Source organism: Altererythrobacter sp. KTW20L (assembly GCF_023501975.1).
Lineage (GTDB): Bacteria > Pseudomonadota > Alphaproteobacteria > Sphingomonadales > Sphingomonadaceae > Alteraurantiacibacter.
In genome coordinates this window covers 152,094-168,823 of sequence record NZ_JAMFLH010000008.1, presented here as the reverse complement: position 1 = coordinate 168,823, position 16,730 = coordinate 152,094, and the positions used below count along the sequence as shown (strand labels likewise).

Here is a 16,730-nt window from a genome sequence, read left to right as displayed (position 1 = left end):
GCTACACCGCCCCGTGGCAGTGCTTATACTTGTTGCCCGAACCGCAGGGGCACGGCGCGTTGCGGTTGATGTTCATCCCGGCATAGGGATCGGTCCGTTCCGATCCGCCCGGCCCGACCTGGGCCATGACCGAGCCCGCCAGCGCGCCGAACAGCGGCGCCTGGAAGCGCGAACCATCGGCATCGTTGGAATTGTCCTCGCCGGTCAGCGGGTCGATGTGGCCGGTCATGAACTGCGGCAGGGTCGGCAGGGCCGGCTCGGGCGGCGGGGCCGAAATGCGGAATTCGCTGGTCAGGAGGATCTTCGTCACCGCCTCGCGGATCGATTCCAGCATCAGCTCGAACAGGCCGAAAGCTTCCTGCTTGTATTCGTTGAGGGGCTGCTTCTGGGCATAGGCGCGCAGGCCCACCACCTGGCGAAGGGCATCCAGCGTGGCGAGGTGTTCCTTCCAGTGATGGTCGAGCTGCTGGAGCAGGATACCCTTTTCCAGCCGCCGCCACATGTCGGGATCAAGCGCCGCGATCTTTTCCTGCAGCTTGTCATCGGCCAGCTTCTGCAGGCGTTCCTCGATGATCTCGGGCTCGACCTGGTCTTCCTGCAGCCAGTCCTCGATCGGCACGTCCATGCCCATCACGTCGGCCACCTTGGCCTTCAGGCCGACGATGTCCCATTGCTCGGGGTAGGAATTGGGCGGGCAAGCGGTGCCGACCATGGCGTTGATCGCATCGGTACGCATGTCCACCACCACGTCCTCGACATGGTCGGCATCCATCACCTCGGCGCGCTGTTCGTAGATCACCTTGCGCTGGTCGTTCATCACGTCATCGTACTGCACGACCTGCTTGCGCATTTCATAGTTGCGCGCCTCGACCTTCTTCTGGGCGGTCTCGATGGCTTTCGACAGCCACTTGGAGCCGATCGCCTCGCCATCTTCCAGGTTGGAATTCATCATCTTGGAGAACAGCGTGTCCGGCCCGAAGATGCGCAGGAGATCGTCCTCCAGGCACAGGTAGAAACGGGACAGGCCGGGATCGCCCTGGCGGCCCGAACGACCGCGCAGCTGGTTGTCGATGCGGCGGCTTTCGTGGCGTTCGGTGCCCAGCACGAACAGTCCGCCCGCTTCCTTCACCCGCTCGCGCTCGGCCAGCACTTCGGCCTTGATCCGTTCCGCCGCGGCATCGCGCTCCGGCCCTTCCGGAATATCGCCCAGCTCGTCCTCGGTACGGAATTCGATGTTGCCCCCAAGCTGGATGTCGGTCCCGCGCCCGGCCATGTTGGTGGCAATGGTGACCGCGCCGATGCGTCCGGCCTGGGCCACGATGCGGGCTTCCTGCTCGTGCATGCGGGCGTTCAGGATGGCGTGCTCCACGCCTTCCTTGGTGAGATATTCGCTCAGCAGCTCGGACTTCTCGATGGAGACCGTACCCACCAGAACGGGCTGGCCGATCTCGTTCTTCTCGCGGATCGCCTTGGCGATGGCGAGGAACTTGTCGGCGGTGTTCTTGTAGAATTCGTCCTGCTCGTCGATCCGGCCGACGGGCTGGTTGGTGGGGATTTCCACCACGTTGAGCTTGTAGATATCCCAGAATTCGGCCGCTTCGGTGCTGGCCGTGCCGGTCATGCCGGAGAGCTTGGGATACATGCGGAAATAGTTCTGGAAGGTGATCGAGGCCATCGTCTGGTTCTCGGGCTGGATCGCCACGCCTTCCTTGGCCTCGACCGCCTGGTGCAACCCGTTCGACCAGCGGCGGCCATCCATCATGCGGCCGGTGAACTCGTCGATGATGATCACCTTGTCGTCCTTGACGATGTAATCGATGTCCTTCTTGAACATGATCACCGCACGCATCGCCTGGTCGAGGTGGTGGACCACCAGGGTGTTCTCGATATCGTAGAGATTGTCTGAGTTGAGCAGACCGGCTTCGATCAGGCGGCGCTCGATTTCCTCGGTGCCTTCCTCGTTCAACTGGACGGTGCGGCTCTTCTCGTCCTTCTCGTAGTATTCCTCCTCCAGGCCCTTCACCACGGCGTCGATGGTCAGGTAAAGGTCGCTCTTGTCCTCGGTCGGGCCGGAGATGATCAGCGGGGTGCGGGCCTCGTCGATCAGGATGGAGTCGACTTCGTCCACGATGGCGAAGTTGAAGGGGCGCTGCACCATCTTGGCGCGGCTGTCCTTCATGTTGTCGCGCAGGTAATCGAAGCCCAGTTCGTTGTTGGTCGAATAGGTTATGTCGGCGGCATAGGCCTCGCGCCGGGCGTGTTCGGGCATGTTGGGTACGATCACGCCGATCGTCAGGCCCAGCCACTTGTGCAACTGCCCCATCCATTCGGCATCGCGCGTGGCAAGGTAATCGTTCACCGTCACCACGTGGACGCCCTTGCCTTCGATGGCGTTGAGGTAGGTGGCCAGCGTGGCGACCAGCGTCTTGCCTTCGCCGGTCTTCATCTCGGCGATCTCGCCGCGGTGGAGCACGATGCCGCCGACCATCTGCACATCGAAGTGCCGCATACCGAGCACGCGCTTCGATGCTTCGCGCACGGTGGCGAAGGCTTCGGGCATGATGTCGTCGAGCGTCTGGCCCTCGGCCAGCTTGAGGCGGAACTTGGCGGTCTGGGCCTTCAGCTCGTCATCCGAAAAGTCCGCCAGTTGCGGTTCGAGCGCATTGATCCGCGCAACGATCTTGTCGAGCGATTTTACGTAACGGTCATTGGCCGATCCGAAGAACGATTTGGCGATTGTCTGCCACATGGGAGCGATCCTGTCGGTATAGGGGAAGCGGCCACGGCATCAACGCGCGGGGCCGAAAATAGGGTGCAAGGTCGGATGGGGCGCGCAGCTATTCGTGCGCGCGGTCGACCTTGATGATCACGGCCCGAACGATGACCCGGGCCACTTCTAGCGGCGCAACGACCGCCAGCGGGGCAGGAACGCGGCGCAGCGCCTGGGCTTCTTCGCGCACAACGGCAGCAACCTGGGCCTGGCCCGGAGCCATTTCCTGCGTGATCGCCACCGCCTGGCTGCGCACATCGAGCGCGTGCGCCGGAGCGACCGCAGTGGTCAGCCCGGTCAAAACGGCCAGAAGTGTGAGCAGTTGGCGAAGCATCGTGGCCTTCAGATAGCGATCTATTTCGGCCTGTCTACTTTGGCGGCGTTACTTTGGGCTGAACATTCACCGATTGAAGGCTTGGACGCTTGGTCTTATGCGCGGCCCATGGACCTCGAACGCTCGCCCCTCGCCCTGCCCTTTCCCGATATGCCGGCCATCGCAGGCGTGACCCTGCGCGTGGCGCGGGCGCGGTACAAGACCTGGGACCGGTGCGACCTGACCTATGCCGAACTGGCGCCGGGCACTGTGGTGGCGGGCGTGTTCACGCGCAATGTCTGCTGTTCGACCGAGGTGGAACTTGGCCGCGAGAATGTGGGGCGCGGGACAGCGCGGGCGCTGGTGGTCAATGCGGGCAATTCGAACGCCTTCACCGGCTATCGCGGGCGTGCGGCGGTGGAGCAGATCATGGGGCAGGTGGCCGAACACCTCGGCTGCGATCCCGCTGAGGTGTTCGTCTCCTCCACCGGCGTGATCGGCGTGCCACTGCCGCTCGACAAGGCGCGCGACGGTGTGGCCGCGGCCCTCACCGCGCCAGAATGTTCGTGGGAGGATACGGCGCTGACCATTTCCACCACCGATACCTTTGCCAAGGGCGTGACGGTCTCGGCCATGCTGGGCGATACCCGCGTGACGCTGAACGGCATCATCAAGGGCAGCGGCATGATCGCGCCCGACATGGCGACGATGCTGGGTTACATCTTCACCGATGCGGCGGTGGATGCGGAATTCCTCCAGGCCTGCCTGTCGGGCGCCAACCAGCGCAGTTTTTCCTGCATCACGGTGGATAGCGACACCTCGACCAGCGACACGGTGCTGGCCTTTGCCACCGGCAGGGCGGGCAACGCGCCTATCGCCACCTTCGAGGACGCAGGCGCCGATGCCTTCATGGCGGCGATGGAGGACATGTGTCGCCAGCTCGCCCACCTGGTGGTGCGCGATGGCGAAGGGGCGCAGAAGTTCATCACGGTCAACGTGGCCGGCGCAGTGAGCGATGACAGCGCGCGGGTGATCGGCCTCGCCATTGCCAACTCGCCGCTGGTGAAGACCGCGATTGCCGGGGGCGATGCCAACTGGGGCCGCGTGGTCATGGCTGTCGGCAAGGCCGGGCAACCGGCCGACCGCGATCGCCTGTCCATCGCCTTCGGCGGCGTCTGGGCCGCGCGGGATGGCCTCCCGTTGGCCGATTACGACGAAGCGCCGGTGGCCGAGCATCTGCAGGGACAGGAAATCGACATCGACGTGGATCTGGGCCTCGGCATGGGCCGGGCCACGGTGTGGACCTGCGACCTGACCCACGGATATATCGCAATCAATGCGGATTACCGCTCTTGAGCATGCTCGACCGAGAACTGCTGGCGCTGATGCGCAGCGTTTCGGAGGCGGCCATCCTGCCACGCTATCGCAATCTCCAGCATGGCGAAGTGGAGGATAAGGGCGGCAACGATCCCGTCACCGTGGCCGACCGCGAGGCAGAGTTGCTGCTGGCCGAAGGGCTGGCGCGGATTGATGGCTCGCTGGCCATTGTGGGCGAGGAAGCGACCCATGCCGACGCCGCGGTGATGGAGCGCCTGTCGCAGCCGTGCTGGATCATCGACCCGCTGGATGGCACGCGCAATTTCGCCAAGGGCCAGCCGCCCTTCGGCGTGCTGATCGCCCGGGCCGAACATGGTCTGGCGCAATCGGGCTGGATCTACGACTGCCTGACCGAGCGGTTCTGTGCCGCCCACCACGGCCAGGGCGCATATATCGACGGGCAGCGGTTCACCGCACGCCCCACCGGCGAGGCGTCACCTGTCGCCGCGATCTCGCTATTGTTCATGGATCTCGCCAAGCGCGACAGGGTGATGGAGCATATTGCCCCGCACTATCGCCTGGTGGACGTGCCCTATTGCGCGGCGGAACAATATCCGCGGCTGGCGCTGGGCACCAACGATGTCTCGCTGTTCGAGCGGACCCTGCCGTGGGACCATGCGGCGGGCGCGCTGTGGCTGAACGAGGCGGGCGGCGTGGCGGCCCGGCCCGATGGATCGCCCTACCGGGTGGATGGCGATGTCTTTGGCGGGCTGATCGGCGCCGCCAGTCCGGCCCTGTGGGACGAACTGGCGGAGCGGATGCGCAATCTGGCCTAGAGCCCCTTCTTCTTCAGAGGAGGGGGCTGGGGGTGGTGCTGCAGCCAGACGCAATCCTGGCGGCACCGCCACCACCCCTCGATCCCCTCCTCTGAAGAAGAGGGGAGGAAGGTTACAGAACGCTTTCGATCCAGCCCTTGAGCTGGCTCTTGGGTGCAGCGCCCAGCTTGTGGGCCACGGCCTCGCCGTTCTTGAACAGCACCAGCAGCGGGATCGACTGCACGCCGATGGAGCCGGGAACTTCGGTGTTTTCCATGATGTCCATCTTGGCGATGGTCACCTGGCCGGCCAGTTCCTCGCTGATTTCCTCCAGCGCGGGGGCGATCATCTTGCAGGGGCCGCACCATTCGGCCCAGAAATCGACCAGCACGGGCTTGTCGCTGTCGAGCACGTCAGCCTGGAAGCTGGCGTCGGTGATTGTCTTGGTGGCCATCGGGCAAACTCCTGTTTTCGTATGGCATCAATCTAGGGACCATGCCGAAATCGGCAATACGGCCTGTGAAAAGGATTACTCCACCGGGGCCAAGCGCGGTTTGTTGGCGGCCAGCAGTTCTGGCGGAATCGCAATCAGCAGCGGGGTCTGGGTGTAGAGCAAGACCGCCTCTACCCGCCGTCCGGGGAAGATCACCTCCAGCGCGGCGGCATAGGCGCCCATCTGGCGCAGGGTGCTGGCGGGAAGCTCGCCCAGCGATGACGGCGGGCGGCGGGCGGTCTTGAAATCGGCCACCAGCACGCGGGTGTCGTCCACCAGCAGACGGTCGGCCGTGCCCGCGATCACCTGGCCTGCCACCGTGGCGGCAAGCGGGACTTCGGCCATGGCATCGGGTCCGAACAGTTCGGCCCATTGCGGATCGGCAATCACCGCCATGGCGCGGGCGAGCATGTCGGCGCGCTCGCCATTGGAAAAGTCCGCCGCCATCCGCACCAGCCATGCCCCGCCGCGCTCCTCGCGCTGGTCGGACGCGACATCGGGCAGCCGTTCGAGCAGGCTGTGCATAAGCACGCCCCGTCGTGCGGCAAGCGCGCTCGCGTCGCTCGGCAAGGGTGGATCTGCCCCCTGCTCGTCTGCTGCGGAAGACGGCGCGAGCGGGCGCGGCGGGCGCGGTTCGGGGCCGATGGGCGTGATGGCCCAGCGCGGCAGTTCCATCCGCGCGCCCTGCTGCTCGGCATTGACCTTGAGGATCGGATCGGCCTGCGAGCCTCGCTCGCGGCGGGCGGCCCAGATATCGTCATGCTCGGACAGGTCGGGAAACAGCGGAGCAAGGCGGGCGTACCAGCTATCGGCGTGGCATTCCTTCTCGCGCTTGCCCAGCGCACCGCCGATGAATAGCGCCTCTTCCGCGCGGGTCATGGCGACGTAGAGCAGCCGCCAGTGCTCGGCCAGTTGCGCCGCCTGCTCGGCGGCATCGGCTTCGATCACCGCGGGGCTCTTCTCCGCCTTGCGCAGCGAGGGCAACGGCATGGGGGGACCGCCGCGCCATTCGGGCGGCGGAAGCTCGCTGGCGCTGACCAGCGGCCGGTGCGGATTGCCGGTGGCGTCGGCAAGGATCACGATGGGTGCCTGCAGGCCTTTCGATCCATGGACAGTCATCACCCGCACTTGCCCGCCGCCTTCACCCGCCTCGCGCTTCAGCTCGCCGTCCCCCGCATCGAACCACTGGATGAAGCCCTGCAGGCTGGGAACGTGCGCGGCGGAGAAGGCCAGCGCGGCATTGAGCAGTTCGTCGATCGGGTCATTGGCATCGCTGCCCAGCCGAGCGGTCAGTTTGCGCCGCGCCTGCCACGGCCCGACCAGCATCCAGTGGAGCAGCGCCTGCGGCGGCTCGAAATCGGCAATGGCGAGGAGCCCGAGGAGCTTGTCCACCGCCTCGCCCACCAGCGGGTGGTTGCGGTGCGACCGCAAGTGGTCCCACAGCGTGACCTTTTCGCGATATGCATGGTCGAGCAGATCCTGCTGGCTCCAGCCGAATACTGGCGAGACCAGCAATGCGGCAAGGTTGAGACTGTCGGCCGGTTGCGCGGCGAAACGCAGCGCCGCCATCAGGTCCTTCACCGCCAGGGGAGCGCCCAGTCGCAGCCGGTCCACGCCCGCCACCGGCACACCTGCTGCGTGGAGCCGCGCCACGATCAGTCCCGCCAGCTCGCGCCGCTTGCGCACCAGCACCATCACATCGCCCGGCCCGGCATTGCGCGCCCCGCCTTTAACCAGCGGGAAGCCGTGCTCCATCCAGTGCTTGACCTGTGCGGCAATGCGGTCGGCCATGCGGCGTTCGGGGGCGGAGATCCAGGTTTCGGCATCGGCGGGATCGAGCTCTGCATCCTCGTCCGGCTCATCAGGTGTGGCGCTGACTGGCTGCCACAACCGCACCAGGCCAGGACGTTTGCTGTCCCCGACATGCTGTTCGTACTCGTCGCTCAAGCCGAGCATTTGCGGCCCGATGGAGCGCACCGCGTCATCGACAAAATCGAGCACGTCCTGCGCGGTGCGATAGGACCGGCCCAGCGGCAACTCGACCAGTTCGCGCGCTTCGAAAGTGGCCTGCACCATGGCGGCATTGCGCGCCCGGTCCAGCATCAGCTGGCGATAGCGGTCCCGCGCGCGGGCGAAGTTTTCCGGGCTGGTGCCCTGGAAGCGGAAGATCGCCTGCTTGTAGTCGCCGACCACGAACAGCGTGCGCAGCTTCTCGTCCCGCTGGCCCAGACCGGCAAAGAAATCGCCAGTCAGCGCATCGATGATCGACCATTGCGCCTGGTTGGTGTCCTGCGCCTCGTCCACCAGCACGTGATCGAACTGGCGGTCGAGCTTGTAGCGGATCCAGTCGCCCTGCCCCGGCTCGGCCAGCAATTGCGCGGCCGAGCGGATCAGGTCGTCAAAATCGAGTAGCCCCTCGCGCCGCTTCGCCTCGTCCCACGCCAGCGCATATTTGCGGCCCACTTCCAGCGCGGGCGTGATGAGGTCGGCCATGTCGAACCTGGCCTTGTGTTCGAGGAGAGAGGCAAAGGATGCCGCCAGGTCATCCCCGACCGAACCGATGCCGGGATCGATCTTCTCGATATTCTTCAGGTACTTGAGAACGCCGCCCTTGTTGAACAGCGCATCGCGCAAGGCGACACAACGGGCCAGCCGGTCCTCTGCCGCCAGCGCCAGCCACTGGGCAATCGCTTGCGGATAGGGTGCGCCGCTCTTGGTGCCCCAGGCGTGATAGGTATCGGCGATCTGGCGCAGTGGAGTCTGGTCGAGCACATCGTCGCTGCACCATTCGGCCAGGGTGGCGCGGGTCATCCCCTCCTCGATCCCCAGCAGGTTCTCGATCAGCGGCCGCATCGGCGGGGCAAAGGCGCCCGGCCCCATCCATGCCTCGCGCGCAGCGGCGCAGCGCACCAGCCAGCCGCGCGCGCCATCGGGGCCGAGGCGGAGCGAGAGCAGTTCGATTGCCTCTATCGCCGCGCGATCGCCTGTCTCCTGCCATTCGACCAGGAGATCGGACAGCACGCGGCTGGCGAGCAGGTCGCGGTCGCGGTCTTCCATCGGGCGCGAGCCCGGCTCCAGCCCGGCTTCCCCCGGAAAAGCTGCCAGCAGCCACTGGGCAAAGGCGTGGATCGTATCGATCCTGAGGCCCCCGCCCGGACAATCGAGCACGGCGGCAAACAGGGTGCGTGCGCGGGAGCGCGTATCGGGATCGTTGTCGGCCCCGATCATCAGCAGGTCGCCGCCCAGCACGGCATCGTCCATCCGTACCCAGCTTGCCAGCACTTCGCTGACACGGGCAGCCATTTCGGCAGCCCCCGCCTTGGTGAAGGTGAGGCAGAGGATCTGTTCTGGCCGCACATCGGGCCGCAGCAGCAGCCGCAGCACGCGGGCGGACAGCACCTGCGTCTTGCCGGTTCCGGCAGAAGCGGAGAGCCACACGCTGTCACGCGGATCGACGGCGCCCAGTTGCTCGTCGCTGAGCGGGAAGACCTTCTGCCCGCTCATCCCTCGTCCTCCCGGCCCATCCATTCGTCCAGCCGCATCAGGTGGTCGTAACTGGCATAGACCTTGGCATCGGGATTGAGGCGGGCAGTGAAGCCCTCGGTGCCGAGAATCCACCGGTCGAGCGCATCGTCGAGGAAGCGACGCGCCTGGGGCAGGAACTGGTCCGGCTCCACACCGGTGCGCGCCTGCCCCAGCTTGAGCGGGGTCTCGACATAGCCAAAGCCGGTTTCGCTGTCCTCGCTCTTGCCGAGCGACCAGTATTCGAAGGCCGTCGGCGTGCCGCGCACGTCATCGAACGCACCCTCCTGCGCCATCAGGCCCAGTGTGCCAAGCTGCATGGCAAAGCCCTGTTCGACCTGGGCCTTGCTGGGCGGTTTGCCGGTCTTGTAATCGACTACGGCCAGCGTGCCATCGGCCAGCCGGTCGATCCGGTCGGCCTTGCCGGTGATGGTGACGCCACGATAGTCGAGCTCGCCTTCCTCCTCCCACGCCACGGGCACGCGCGAAGGGTCGGCGGTGACCGTCAGTTCCACCCATTCCAGCGCCTTCAACAGGCGCGGCCGCCACAACGCGCGCATCAGCGGGTGGGCGCGCATGTCGGCCAGGTGTTGCTCGGCAAGATCGGCCAGGCTGCCCTTGCCGTCGTGCCAGTCTTCCAGGATCTGGTGCGCTAGGGTGCCCTGCCAGGCTGCTGTCGGCTCGGCGTCGAGCAGGTCCATTTCGCTGAGCGACAGCACCTTCTGGGCATAGAACTGGTAGGGATCGCTGCGCAGCCGGTCGAGCGTGGTAACGCTGAAAGTCCCGCGCCGCCGCTGTTCTGCCGTCGGCATGGGCGACGGGCGCGGATGGTGCGGCACCGTCTCGCCCCGGTCGATGGCGCGGGCCAGTTGCACGATGCCGCTGTCCTTGAGGTCTTTGGGCAGGTTGTTGCCCAGGAGCGCACAGATCCTCAGCCAGAAGCGCGAGGCCAGCACCGGCCCGCCCGCATCGCGCCGCGCGCGGCTGAGCACCACCTGCCGCGCGCCCAGCGCACCAGCCAGATCATGCGCGGCAAGGCCAATGCGGAAATCCGCCCCCGGTGCGCCCAGCGCCCGCAATACCGCCGGGGCCAGGAACGGATCGCTTGCCGGGCTGGCGGGCCAGGTGCCCTCGTTCAGGCCCGCGCAGATCACCAGGTCCGCCCGGGTCATCCGGCTTTCGAGCAGGCCGTAGATCGCCACGCGCGGATGTCCGCCATAGGGCGGCCGCACGCTCTCGCGGTCCATCACGTCGCGCAGCACAGTGAGCAGGTGATCGGGCGCGACCACCGTTCCCGCAGCGCGGGCGTGGAGGCGGAGGTTCTCCACCATGCGCGCCAGCATCCGTCCGTCTTCCTGTGCCCACAAGCCCTGCCCGCACAGCGCCTCGCCCGCCGTGGCGAGGAGGTCCAGCGCGTCGGCCAGCAGCAGGTCGTCGGGGTGGTCCATCAGCGGAGCGAGGATGGCTTCGGCCTGCGCCCACCACTCGGCCACTCCGGCATTTTCCGCCGGTTCGCGCAGCGGGCCAAGGCCGGGCTCCAGCCGCGGGCCGCGCAATTTGCGTTCCAGCGCGCGGACGGATTTCAGCCAGTCCTCCCGCCCGTCCTCGCGCATGACCAGCGGATGGCCGAGCAGCGCCATCAGCGGCACCGGCGCAGCCTGTTGAGCCATGACATCGGCGAGCAGCAGCAGCACACGCCCCGCCGCCGTCTGCGCCAGCGGCCTGCCTGCGGTATCGTCCGCCGTGATGTGCCACCGGCGCAGATGCTGCACGACCCGCGCGGCAAGGCCCCGGTCGGGGGTAACCAGGGCGACGCGCTTCTCGGGTTCCTCCAGCGCCTCGCGCACCAAAAGGGCGATGGCCTGGGCCTCTTCCTCGGGATTGGCGCTCTCGACAAGCTGCACGCCCGCCAACCGCCGCTTCTCGCCCGGCAGCGTGGCCCAGGCCTTGCTCGCTTGCGGCGGCAGGAACAGGCTGGAGATCGCGTGGCTGCGTTCCGGCGGCCCCTTGCCGAGGCCTGCACGGTGCCACTGCTGCACCTCGCCCCGCGCCACTCCCATGCGGTTGAGCAGGAGTTTGAGATGATACTGCGGATGGGTCAGCGCATCGTCGCGCCCGAACGGCGTGTCGCCTTCCGGCGAACCCGCCTGGCCCAGTTCGTCCCACACGGCATCGTCCAGCGACAGGTCCAGATCGGGCAGGATCACCGCGCCATTGGGCAAGTCGGCAATGGTGCGCAACAGGGCGGCGAGTGCGGGCGCGGCGCTGGTGACGCCTGCCACCACGATGGGGGTAGCTGGCGGGTTCGCCGCCAACCGCCGCGCTGCTTCACGGAAAAGCCGGTTGCGCCGGGTGGCGGCATCGACCTGCCCTGCCGCCTTCAGTTCCGCCAGCCAGGCATCCTGCACGGCTACGAACAGCGACAGGCTGCGCAGCCAGTGTTCCGACACCTCGGGCAGCAGGTCCAGCACGGCCTGTTCCACCAGCGCCTCGGGCCGCACTTCCTCAACCAGCAGCCGGTCCATCACCTGCCCCAACTGGAACGCGAGCCGCAGCAGGGCGCTGTCGCCGGGCGCTTCCTCGCCCCGTTCGGCGCGGATCAGTTCGGCCAGCCGCAGCCAGCGCCAGGTGGGATCGGCGGCAGGCGGCACGTCGAGCCCCGCGCCCAGGCTGTCGAGCAGCGGCCCCAGCGTCTCGTCAAGATCGAGGTCGCCCACCACCGCCATGCGCGGCATCAGCAGGCCCTGCTGGCCCGCTGCGCCATAGTGGCGGATGAAGGATTCCTGCATGGTCCGCATGGCGCGGGTACTGGGCAGGATCAGGGTCAGCCGGGCAAGGCCGAAGGGGCCATCGGAATAGCGCGGCACGAGACCCGCCACCAACGCATCGGCAAAGCCGCGATGCGCGGCGATGGAATAGACGCTAGGCGAATAGAACTTGGGGCCAGCGCCCGCCATCAGATAGGCCGGACGCTAGAGGCCATCGGTCAACGCCAGTTCGGTCGGCTTGATCGCTGCGGGAGTGCCGACTTCGAACCAGCGCCCGGTAAAGGCCAGCCCATAGAGCCGCCCTTCCTCGATCGCGCGGTCCCACAGCACATTGGTTGAAAATGGCCCGTCAGGCGCATCGCGCAGCAGGCGCTTGGATACCAACTGGATGCCGGTAAAGATATGGGGCGCGACATAGCCAGAACGCCGCCGCTTCAGGCGCCCGCGCGAATCCATATGGAAATCGCCCTTGCCGGTGAAATTGAGCGCGCCCTTGTGCGGCACCAGCAGCAGCAGCGCGTCCATCTGGTCCGGGTCCCACCGCGCCGAGAGGTCGGCAAAAGTGTTCTTGGGTCCATCAAGCCAAAGGTTGTCGCTGTTGAGGCAGAAGAACGGATCGGGCAGCAGGCCCTGCGCCTTCACCAGCCCGCCGCCTGTTTCGAGCAATTGCACGCGCTCGTCGGAAATGGTCACGGCGGGCCGCTTGCGTTCCGCCAGGTGGGCTTCGAGCACATCGGGGAAGTAGTGCACATTGACCACGGCGCGGGCGATTCCGGCTTCGGTCAGGCGGTCGAGCGCATGGTCGATCATCGGCTTGCCCGCCACCCGCACCATCGGCTTGGGCTGGCTGGCGGTGAGCGGCCGCATCCGCTTGCCCAGCCCTGCGGCCATGACCATTGCGGTATCGGAGGCCAGCTTGGTCACTTCGGCTCCCCACTCAATCCGGCACCGCGCCGCTCGCGCCATTCCGCCGGTACATTGGCATCGAACCATGCCGCGACCGGGGCCAGCGCCGGATGCGCCAGGTCGCGCTCCATCGCTTCCCACACGCGCGGGATCAGCGAGAGATAGCGCGGCTTGCCATCACGCTGCCACAGGCGGGTGAAGATGCCCACGATCTTGGCATTCCGCTGGGCACCCAGCAGCGCATAGTCGGCGATGAACTGCGGCCCGGCATCCACCCGCGACAGGTAATGTTCGAGCATGGCCGCTTCCAGTTCGAGCGACACATCGCGCCGCGCATCCTGCAACAGCGACACAAGATCGTACGCCGGATGGCCCACCAGAGCATCCTGGAAGTCGATCAGGCCCTGGTCGCTATCGGGCAGCAGCATGATGTTCTCCGCGTGGTAATCGCGCAGCACTGTCACCCCGGGCTGCTGCCGGTCAAGCAGCGGGGCGAGCGCCTGTTCCCACGCCGCATCGTGCGCCGCTTCGTGCACCGCGATACCGGCGGCGGGACAGAACCATTCGGTGAACAGCCGCACTTCGCGCAGGTAGGTCGGCATGTCGTAAGGCGCGAAGGGCCCGGGCGGACAGCGGTGGAGGTCCACCAGCGCGTCGATTGCCGCGCTGTAGGTATCCGCCTCCGCCGCCGGGTTCACATCCAGCCAGTCGCGCATCCGGTCATTGCCAAAGTCTTCGATCAGCACCAGCCCAGCCGCTGCATCCTCGGCCAGGATGGCAGGCGCCCGCATGCCATGATCGAGCAGCCACTTACCGACATGGAGGAAGGGGCCGGGATCTTCGTGCGGCGGCGGCGCGTGCATCAGCATGGCGGTCTCCCCGCCACCCTGGCGCAGGCGGAAGTAGCGGCGGAAGCTGGCATCGCCCGGCAGGGGCTCCACCGCCGCGCCCGGCCATCCGGCTGCGGCAACAAAGGAATCGAGGCCCGCGGGCAGACTATCGCTCATGGCATGCGCCCTAGCCAATCCGGGCCACCTTCCACAATCGCCCGCCTGCCGGAATGGTGGATTTCGAGGGCAATTGACAGGCAGGAAGGCTCATGCGCGAAGCCGCCCGCATGATCAGGCCATTCCGCCAGCAGCGCTGCGCCGTCGCGATAGTCGTCAAGCCCGATCTCCTCCACTTCCCGCGGGCTTTTAAGCCGGTAGAAATCGGCGTGGACCACCGGCAGGCGGACAGCAGGCGGATCGTAGGTCTCGATGATGGTGAAAGTGGGCGACGGCACTTCGCCAGTGTGACCGAGCGCGGAGAGTACCGCGCGGCCCAGCGTGGTCTTGCCCGCGCCGAGGCCACCCGTCAGCGCCACCACGTCACCCGCCCGCAACTGCGCCGCGATGCGCGCACCGAAGGCCTCCATTGCGGCGAGATCGGGCAGGTCCACGATCACGGCAGGCTAATGGTCACGGTAGTGCCCGCTCCCTTCTCCGACTGGATATCAAGCTTGCCGCCATGCGCCTCGATCAACTGGCGCGACAGCGGCAGGCCGAGGCCGCGCTTCTCCTTGCCGCTGCCGTCTGTTGCCAGGCCATACCCATCGAGAGCGCGCGCCAGCTCGCCCGGGCGCAGACCGGGTCCGTTGTCCGATACCACGATCCGCACACCCGATTTCCTGCGCGCCAGCATGACCAGGATGCGACCGGTCGTGGTGGGAACGGCAGTGATGGCATTGTCCAGGATGTTGCCGATGGCCCGGCCCAACTGGCGCTTGTCGGCCATGACCGAACCCGCACTCTTGTCGCCGCGCAGGTCCACGGCGATGTCCTTGGCCTCGATCGCCTCCTCGCGCTCGCGCACCACGTTGGTGACGAACGACAGCAGGTCCACTTCCTCCGCCGCAATCGGTAACAGTCCAGCCTCGCTCTGCGTCAGGTCGAGCACGCTTTCGATCTGCGACGTCAGCCGTTCGACCGACGAAATTATCGCGCCGACATAGTCCTTGCCCTGCGCGCTCAATTCGCCAGCCACACCCGATTGCAGCAGCTCGGCAAAGCCGCCGATGGATGTGAGCGGCGTGCGGAATTCGTAGCTCATATTGGCGAGGAACCGCGTCTTGACCGCGTCGGCCTCCTCCAGCGCGGTGTTGCGATCGCGCAGGGCGGCCTCTGCCTTGGTGCTGTCGGTGACGTCGAGCACGGTGAGCAGGCCATTGCCATCGGGCAGCGGAACCCCGGCAAATTCCAGCGTGCGCCCGTCGGACAGCAGCACCCTGCCCCCTCGCTGCCTGCGGTCAAGCGTGGCCGAGCGCACCACATCACCGATAGCCGTGCGCTGGCCGGGGCGGGCGAGCACCTCGGTAATCCGGTCAAGCAGGCGGTCCACATGCGGATGCTCGTCAACGAATTCGGGCTCGATACCCCAGACTTCGGGAAAGCGCCGGTTCCACAATTGCATCCGGCCATCGGGCGCGAAGACGGCGAGCGATTCGAACAGGCTGTCGAAGGTGGCGGTGCGGGTGCGCAGCAGGGTATCGCGCGTGGCCGACAGGGCGAGCTGTTCCGACCGGTCTTCCGCCACCAGCACCAGCCCGCCATCGGGCAAGGGCTGCGCCACGATACGCAGGTGGGTGTTGTCCGACAGGCTCCAGGCGTCCTCCACCGGGGCATCGCGCCGGAACCACGCCGCCAGCTCGCGCCGCCATGCGGGGAAATCGCGCACTTCGGGCAGGCGCTGCTTGTCCCGGGCCAGATCAAGGAAGCGGTCGAAATCGGGCAGGTCGATCTGGACTGCGGCCGGCAGGGCGAAAATGCGCTTGAACGGCTGGTTGGCGAAGACCATCCGCCTCTCCGCGTCGAACTGCGCCACGCCCACCGACAACTGGTCGAGCATGGAAATCTGCGCATCGCGGAACGCCTTGAAGGCCCGGCCCTGCTCTTCCATTTCCTCGATGTCGATGGCGTATCCGGCCACGCCCTCTGCGCCCAGGGGCAGGTCCGACACCCGCAGGGCGCGGCGCTGGTTGCCCACGGTTGCCTGGACGATCCGCTCTATCGGCAGATCCTTGTCACGCGACTGGCTGGCGATTTGCGCAGCAGTCAGCCCGTCGACCTCTTCGACCAGCTCGATCTGCTGCTGGACCACTGCCTCGGCATCCTCGGCCTCCACCGCCCTGACATAGGCACTGTTGACCAGCCGCAGGGTCATGTCGGGGCCGCGGAACCACATCGGCATCGGCGCCGCCTCGATCAGGCCGACCAGAGCGGCGAAATCGTTGCGGGCGCGGGCGGTCTCGGCACGCAGGCGGGCCAGTTCGCCCTGGCTTTCGGAAAAGTCGAACCACCATACCAGCGCCGAACCGGGCGGAGCGACTGCCGGATCGGCCTGCTGCCCGCGCACGGCGAGGCTTTTCTGCGAACCGCGCGGGGTGACGACCATGCGGAACGGTGCAGCGGTCTTCTGCGTGCGGCGCACCGCTTCGCGCAACTGTTCAAGGTCTTCACTCTGCAGGCCCATGGTGTCACCGTCGAGTTCGGACAGGAAACCGGGCATTTTCGGCAGGCCAAGCCAGGCCGCCAGCCGCTCGGGCCCTTCCAACCTGCCATCGCTGCGCACCAGCAGCGGGATGGCCGGGGAATCGTCGATCATCCGGGACAGCCGCCGCGCGGTGGAGCGAGCCGCCCGCGCCTGCCGCGCGCGCTTTTGCGCTGCCACCACCACCCATACCGCGCCAAAGGTCCAGCCCGCCAGCAGCAGGCCGATCAGCGCAAGGGCGGCGGGGGACAATTCCATGACCTGACAGCTATGAGCGCAGCGTCAGGGATGCAATGGG

At 66.8% G+C, this 16,730-nt stretch carries 11 protein-coding genes; 2 read left to right on the top strand and 9 right to left on the bottom strand.

The window, feature by feature from the left end; all coding sequences use genetic code 11:
- Position 1 precedes the first annotated feature (1 nt).
- Positions 2-2,749 carry a preprotein translocase subunit SecA gene (secA, locus tag M3P36_RS10010; protein WP_249703105.1) on the bottom strand — a complete coding sequence of 916 codons (2,748 nt, stop codon included), beginning with the start codon at positions 2,747-2,749 and terminating at the stop codon, positions 2-4.
- Positions 2,750-2,837: 88 nt separating this feature from the next.
- Positions 2,838-3,104 carry a hypothetical protein gene (locus tag M3P36_RS10005; RefSeq protein ID WP_249703104.1) on the bottom strand — a complete coding sequence of 89 codons (267 nt, stop codon included), beginning with the start codon at positions 3,102-3,104 and terminating at the stop codon, positions 2,838-2,840.
- A 108-nt stretch (positions 3,105-3,212) separates the two neighbouring features.
- Between M3P36_RS10005 and argJ the strand changes: the two genes are divergently transcribed.
- Together argJ and M3P36_RS09995 are read left to right on the top strand one after the other, a co-directional pair.
- On the top strand, positions 3,213-4,439 hold the full coding sequence (gene argJ / locus M3P36_RS10000; RefSeq protein WP_249703103.1) for a bifunctional glutamate N-acetyltransferase/amino-acid acetyltransferase ArgJ: 1,227 nt from the start codon (positions 3,213-3,215) through the stop codon (positions 4,437-4,439).
- 2 nt (positions 4,440-4,441) lie between these two features.
- The gene (locus M3P36_RS09995) at positions 4,442-5,236 is read left to right on the top strand and encodes an inositol monophosphatase family protein (protein WP_249703102.1); all 795 of its coding nucleotides are present in this window, start codon (positions 4,442-4,444) and stop codon (positions 5,234-5,236) included.
- 112 nt (positions 5,237-5,348) lie between these two features.
- Here M3P36_RS09995 and trxA read toward each other — a convergent pair whose 3' ends face one another.
- From trxA to M3P36_RS09960, 7 genes are all read right to left on the bottom strand, one after another.
- Entirely contained in the window at positions 5,349-5,669 is a 321-nt protein-coding gene (trxA, locus tag M3P36_RS09990; protein ID WP_249703101.1) for a thioredoxin, read from the bottom strand.
- A 75-nt stretch (positions 5,670-5,744) separates the two neighbouring features.
- Positions 5,745-9,212 carry a double-strand break repair helicase AddA gene (addA, locus tag M3P36_RS09985; protein ID WP_249703100.1) on the bottom strand — a complete coding sequence of 1,156 codons (3,468 nt, stop codon included), beginning with the start codon at positions 9,210-9,212 and terminating at the stop codon, positions 5,745-5,747.
- Positions 9,209-12,187 carry a PD-(D/E)XK nuclease family protein gene (locus M3P36_RS09980; RefSeq protein WP_249703099.1) on the bottom strand — a complete coding sequence of 993 codons (2,979 nt, stop codon included), beginning with the start codon at positions 12,185-12,187 and terminating at the stop codon, positions 9,209-9,211. Before M3P36_RS09980 ends, addA begins: the two co-directional genes overlap by 4 nt.
- Before the next feature lie 15 nt (positions 12,188-12,202).
- Complete coding sequence (locus M3P36_RS09975) at positions 12,203-12,922, bottom strand: nucleotidyltransferase family protein (protein WP_249703098.1); 720 nt, start codon at positions 12,920-12,922, stop codon at positions 12,203-12,205.
- Positions 12,919-13,911: an aminoglycoside phosphotransferase family protein gene (locus M3P36_RS09970; RefSeq protein WP_249703097.1), complete on the bottom strand. Its 993-nt coding sequence runs from the start codon at positions 13,909-13,911 to the stop codon at positions 12,919-12,921. Before M3P36_RS09970 ends, M3P36_RS09975 begins: the two co-directional genes overlap by 4 nt.
- A complete protein-coding gene (tsaE, locus tag M3P36_RS09965) occupies positions 13,908-14,351 on the bottom strand; it encodes a tRNA (adenosine(37)-N6)-threonylcarbamoyltransferase complex ATPase subunit type 1 TsaE (RefSeq protein WP_249703096.1) in 444 nt (147 codons plus the stop codon). The genes M3P36_RS09970 and tsaE overlap by 4 nt, the downstream gene beginning before the upstream one ends.
- The gene (locus M3P36_RS09960) at positions 14,348-16,690 is read right to left on the bottom strand and encodes a sensor histidine kinase (RefSeq protein ID WP_249703095.1); all 2,343 of its coding nucleotides are present in this window, start codon (positions 16,688-16,690) and stop codon (positions 14,348-14,350) included. Before M3P36_RS09960 ends, tsaE begins: the two co-directional genes overlap by 4 nt.
- Between the last annotated feature and the right edge of the window lie 40 nt (positions 16,691-16,730).

Coding starts and splice junctions, on each gene's coding strand:
- M3P36_RS09960 (WP_249703095.1), bottom strand. CDS start 16,690: ATGGAATTGTCCCCCGCCGCCCTTGCGCTGATCGGCCTGCTGCTGGCG.
- argJ (WP_249703103.1), top strand. CDS start 3,213: ATGGACCTCGAACGCTCGCCCCTCGCCCTGCCCTTTCCCGATATGCCG.
- M3P36_RS09980 (WP_249703099.1), bottom strand. CDS start 12,187: ATGGCGGGCGCTGGCCCCAAGTTCTATTCGCCTAGCGTCTATTCCATC.
- M3P36_RS09970 (WP_249703097.1), bottom strand. CDS start 13,911: ATGAGCGATAGTCTGCCCGCGGGCCTCGATTCCTTTGTTGCCGCAGCC.
- M3P36_RS09995 (WP_249703102.1), top strand. CDS start 4,442: ATGCTCGACCGAGAACTGCTGGCGCTGATGCGCAGCGTTTCGGAGGCG.
- trxA (WP_249703101.1), bottom strand. CDS start 5,669: ATGGCCACCAAGACAATCACCGACGCCAGCTTCCAGGCTGACGTGCTC.
- addA (WP_249703100.1), bottom strand. CDS start 9,212: ATGAGCGGGCAGAAGGTCTTCCCGCTCAGCGACGAGCAACTGGGCGCC.
- secA (WP_249703105.1), bottom strand. CDS start 2,749: ATGTGGCAGACAATCGCCAAATCGTTCTTCGGATCGGCCAATGACCGT.
- M3P36_RS10005 (WP_249703104.1), bottom strand. CDS start 3,104: ATGCTTCGCCAACTGCTCACACTTCTGGCCGTTTTGACCGGGCTGACC.